Here is a 4,078-nt window from a genome sequence, read left to right on the forward strand (position 1 = left end):
AACGCGCGGCCCTCGCAGGTGGCGTGCTGGTCCGGGTCCAGCGGGGGCCGGTCGGTGGCGTCCTCGTCGGCGTCGGTCAGCGAGTACACCCGCACGAACTCACCGCTGTCGGCCCACCGGGACTGGAACACCGTGATCCCCTGTGCTTCGTACCCGGCGATCACCTGCGTGCGGTGTGCGGTCAGGGCACGGTCGGCGCGGATTTCCTCGACCACCCACCCGAGTTCGTCATCGTTCGCGCAGTCGAGTACCCGCTGCTGGGCGTCCTCGTCCCCGTCGAAGGCCGCGACCAGGAGGGCCCGCTCGAAGGACACCAGCGCCGCGACGGCCTGCTTGGCGGCCTCCGACTTCGCGACCTTGACCGCAGCGGACACCCGCTCCGGGGTGTCGCCGGTGCGGGCGGCGATGGTGGCCACGTCGATGCCCGCGAACGCCAACTGCTCGTACGCGACCGCCCGGTCAACCTCCGGCAGGTCGGCCCGGTTGAACGTCTTCAGCTGCCCCAGAATCCGTTCGGTGTCGGCGCCCGGCGCGGTGCCGAAGATCGCCAACACCTTCAAGATGCCCGCGTCGCGTGCGCCGAGGAGGCGGCGCTGCCCGTCCCACACGACCACGTTCCCGTCATCGTCCCGGCGCGCGAGGACCGGGGTCTCCACCCCCTCGGCCCGCAACTGGGCAACCATCCCGCCCACTTGGGGGACTTCCGCGATAACGGTGGGTGGGGTCTGGCCTGACCGAAAGGTATGGCTGTGATGGACACGACCGTATTGACCGAGATGATCGATCCTGTGACGGAGGAGATCCTTGATGAACGACAGATCGCTGAGCAGCTGCTCGCGCAAGCGAAGGCGCGTGGGGTCGGCCCCGTCCAGATGAAGTCCCTCGGGATCGAGAGGGCACGTTCGAGCCGGTGATCGTTCCCAAACGCCGGCGGCGGTTGGACGGCATCGATCAGCTCGTGCTGTCCTTGTCGGCTCGCGGGTTGACGACCGGGGAGATTTCGGCGCACTTCGATGACGTGTACGGGGCCCGGGTGTCGCAGGACACGATCGGTCGGATCACGGAGAAAGTCGCCGGCGAGCTGGCAGAGTGGTCCGCCAGACCGTTGGATCCGATCTATCCGGTGATCTTCGTGGATGCGATCGTCGTGAAGGTACGGAACACCCGTTCTACGTCGTCATGAGCGTCACCGCGGCCGGGGAACGCGAGATCCTCGGGATCTGGGCCGGCGACGGTGGCGGGGGCGCGAGGTTCTGGCTCAGCGTGTTCAGCGAGCTGAAGAACCGTGGCGTCAGCGACGTGCTGATCGCGGTCTGTGACGGCCTGAAGGGGCTACCCGACGCGGTCACGGCCACCTGGGAGCGGACCGTGGTCCAGCAGTGCTGTCGTGCACCTGCTGCGGGCCTCGTTCCGGCACGCGTCCAAGAAAGACTGGGCCCAGGTCGGCTCCGCCCTCAAACCGATCTATCTGGCACCGTCCGAGGCCGCAGCGCGGGCCGCGTTCGAGCAGTTCACCACCGACTGGGGTCACCGGTACCCGGCGATCGTCAGGCTCTGGGACGCGGCCTGGGCCGAGTTCGTACCCTTCCTCGAATACGACCTCGAGGTGCGGCGGGTGATCTGCACGACTAACGCGATCGAGTCGATCAACGCCCGCTACCGCAGAGCCGTTCGAGCTCGCGGCCACTTCCCCAACGAGCAGTCGGCGTTGCGCTGCCTCTACCTGGTCACGCGGTCGCTTGACCCCACCGGCAAAGGTCGGGCACGCTGGATCATCAGGTGGAAGCCCGCACTGAACGCATTCGCGATCAACTACCCCGGCCGCGTCGAGCAGGCCGGCAACTAGAAACCGCCAGCACCCTCACCCACCGTTACTGCGGAAGTCCCGAGCCCAAAGAGCGGGGTGCGCAGCGCACCATACCTGCGACGCCCAGTAGACGCAGCCGAGCTCCGCGGCGGATGTCCCGGCGCTCGTCGATGAGGGGGTCGATAATGAGCAGGATCGAGCCGGGCGTGGCCCCAGTTCGGGCGCTTGTGGCCTGGTGGGTGTGGTGCAAGGATCGCGCTGTCGTGGTCGGCGTGTAGACGCGTTGCCCGACCTTGGAGTTGTCATGCGTGCAACGATCGGGGATCGCACGGGGCAGCGTGGGGGGATGCTTTCGGCGGCTGCGCTGGGAGCGAGCTTGGCGATTGCTGTCGTGACGTTGTGGGGTGGGGTGTTCGCACTCCCGGCCGCAGCGGCTCAGGACACGGCGTGCGAGCCGATACCCGGGGATACCAGTTGCCTGCGCTTCACCGCGTCAGGGGAATTGCAGTCGTTCACGGTGCCAGAGGGTGGCAGTGTGGTTCACGCCGTGCTGAAGGGCGCTGGGGGCAGCACCGTGGCGTCGGATCCGGGGTCGGCGGTCGCGGGCGAGCTCGCCACCGGGACGATTTCGGGGCTTGCGGCCGGGGAGACCCTCGAGCTGAGCGTCGGTGTCGCCGATGCAACTGGGGCAGGCGCTTCCTCCACGATCTGGGATGGTCCCGCAGTCGACAGCACGCCGCGCATCACGGCCGGCGGCCGTGGCGATCGGAGCGACGTGGACGGCGTCGTGGACGGCGTGATCACGGTGGGGGGCGGAGCCGGCCCAGACAGCGACGGTGAGATCGTGCTGTCATGGGCGGCGGCGCAGGCGCCGGATACTGCAGGCAATGAGTCCGATGCGACCGGGGAGCCCGTCGTTGGCGACGAGGCTGCTGGGCCGGAGTCCGCCGGGCCGGAGGGATTGGACCGTGTGCTGGGCGAAATCTCGCCGATGCGGGCCGACGACGCTGGGATCACTGCACTCGACGTCGAGCCGGTTGCGGCCGCTGCGGCCACAGGGTGCAGTTACGCGACGTCGGGCGTGCAGGCGGCCAACATCTGCTGGCTCGACTTCGCCGGGTTCAGCGCGACGACTGCACGGTCGGCCGCAGGGCAGGACTACCATCTCAGTCTCCCGGGCGGGTATACGGCGAACTTCAACATCTTCACAGGCGGGGCCAACGCCGCGGGGCTGAACGCAGCCCCTCAGGGCAGCAACTCGGGCCAGTGGGCGGTTCAGTATCCGGGTGTCACGGGCCGCCCGATCCTTCAACGCAACGCCACAGGAACAACCACTGTGCAGCTGAGAAACTTCGTCGTCACCGATGCTGCCGGACTCGCGGTTCCCAACTTCGGCATGGTCGCGGGCGACGGCGAATCGACGGCAGCCAACGAGCGCCTCACGTTCACGACGACCGGCACCCCATGGAGCCTGGTCCAACGGTCCGGCCTCGGCTGCGCAGCAACGATCACCGGGCTGGGCACGACCACCGTGTCGTGTCAGGGTGTCAACCCGCAGAACCCGGGCGGGTACGGGTCAGCGGTGTTCGCGACCACGAATCCCACCTCGTACACGGTCTCCATGGTTAACTCGCAATTGGGTGTCGAGGCGGCGGTGTTCGGATTCCAGACGGCGACGCTGACCTTGAACAAGGCGATCAACGGGCGCGTGAACCCGGATGACTCCTTCGTTACCACGATCACCTCAGCGCAGGGCACGCTGCTCGGCAGCGCGACGACCGGGACCTCGACATCGTCGACGACCGGGCCGCTCACCCTGCTCCCCGGGTCGGAGGCGTTCACGCTCGCCGAGACGCCCACTGCCGGTTCGACAACCCTCGACGAGTACATTCAGTCGTGGTCGTGCACCAACGAGAACACCGCTTCTACGACGGTGCTCCCGTCCGGGGCCGGCACGGTCAAGTCGATTGTGCTCGGCATCGGCGACGCGGTGACCTGCACGATCACGAATATGACTGGCAGCCCGGCGTTGTCGATCGACAAGGTGTTGGCGGGTAATGCGGACGAGGATGGTTCCGGGACGGTGAGTGTGGGTGACACGTTGTCGTACACGCTCACGGCGACGAACACTGGTGATATCACGTTGACCGGTGTGGTCGTGGCTGATGCGCTGACCGGTGCTTCGCAGACATGCGCGTCGGTTCCGGTGGGTGGTACGTGTGTGTTGTCGACGGGTCATGCGGTCACGCAGGCTGAGGCCGATGCGGGCGC

The 4,078-nt window shown here is 67.6% G+C and carries 2 protein-coding genes and 1 pseudogene; 2 read left to right on the forward strand and 1 reads right to left on the reverse strand.

Going from position 1 to position 4,078, the window contains the following annotated elements; translation table 11 throughout:
* Nucleotides 1–842, reverse strand: an 842-nt coding sequence (locus AC1DZA_RS20005; RefSeq protein ID WP_476774082.1) for a ParB/RepB/Spo0J family partition protein, incomplete at its 3' end; no start/stop codon positions are given.
* Here AC1DZA_RS20005 and AC1DZA_RS20010 point away from each other — a divergent pair.
* Together AC1DZA_RS20010 and AC1DZA_RS20015 are read left to right on the forward strand one after the other, a co-directional pair.
* Nucleotides 777–1,846, forward strand: a pseudogene (locus tag AC1DZA_RS20010) (IS256 family transposase). The gene AC1DZA_RS20005 and the pseudogene AC1DZA_RS20010 overlap by 66 nt on opposite strands.
* A 265-nt stretch (nucleotides 1,847–2,111) precedes the next feature.
* On the forward strand, nucleotides 2,112–4,078 hold a 1,967-nt coding region (locus AC1DZA_RS20015; protein ID WP_476774081.1), incomplete at its 3' end, for a CshA/CshB family fibrillar adhesin-related protein.

This window comes from Agromyces sp. P2_B3 (genome assembly GCF_056404815.1).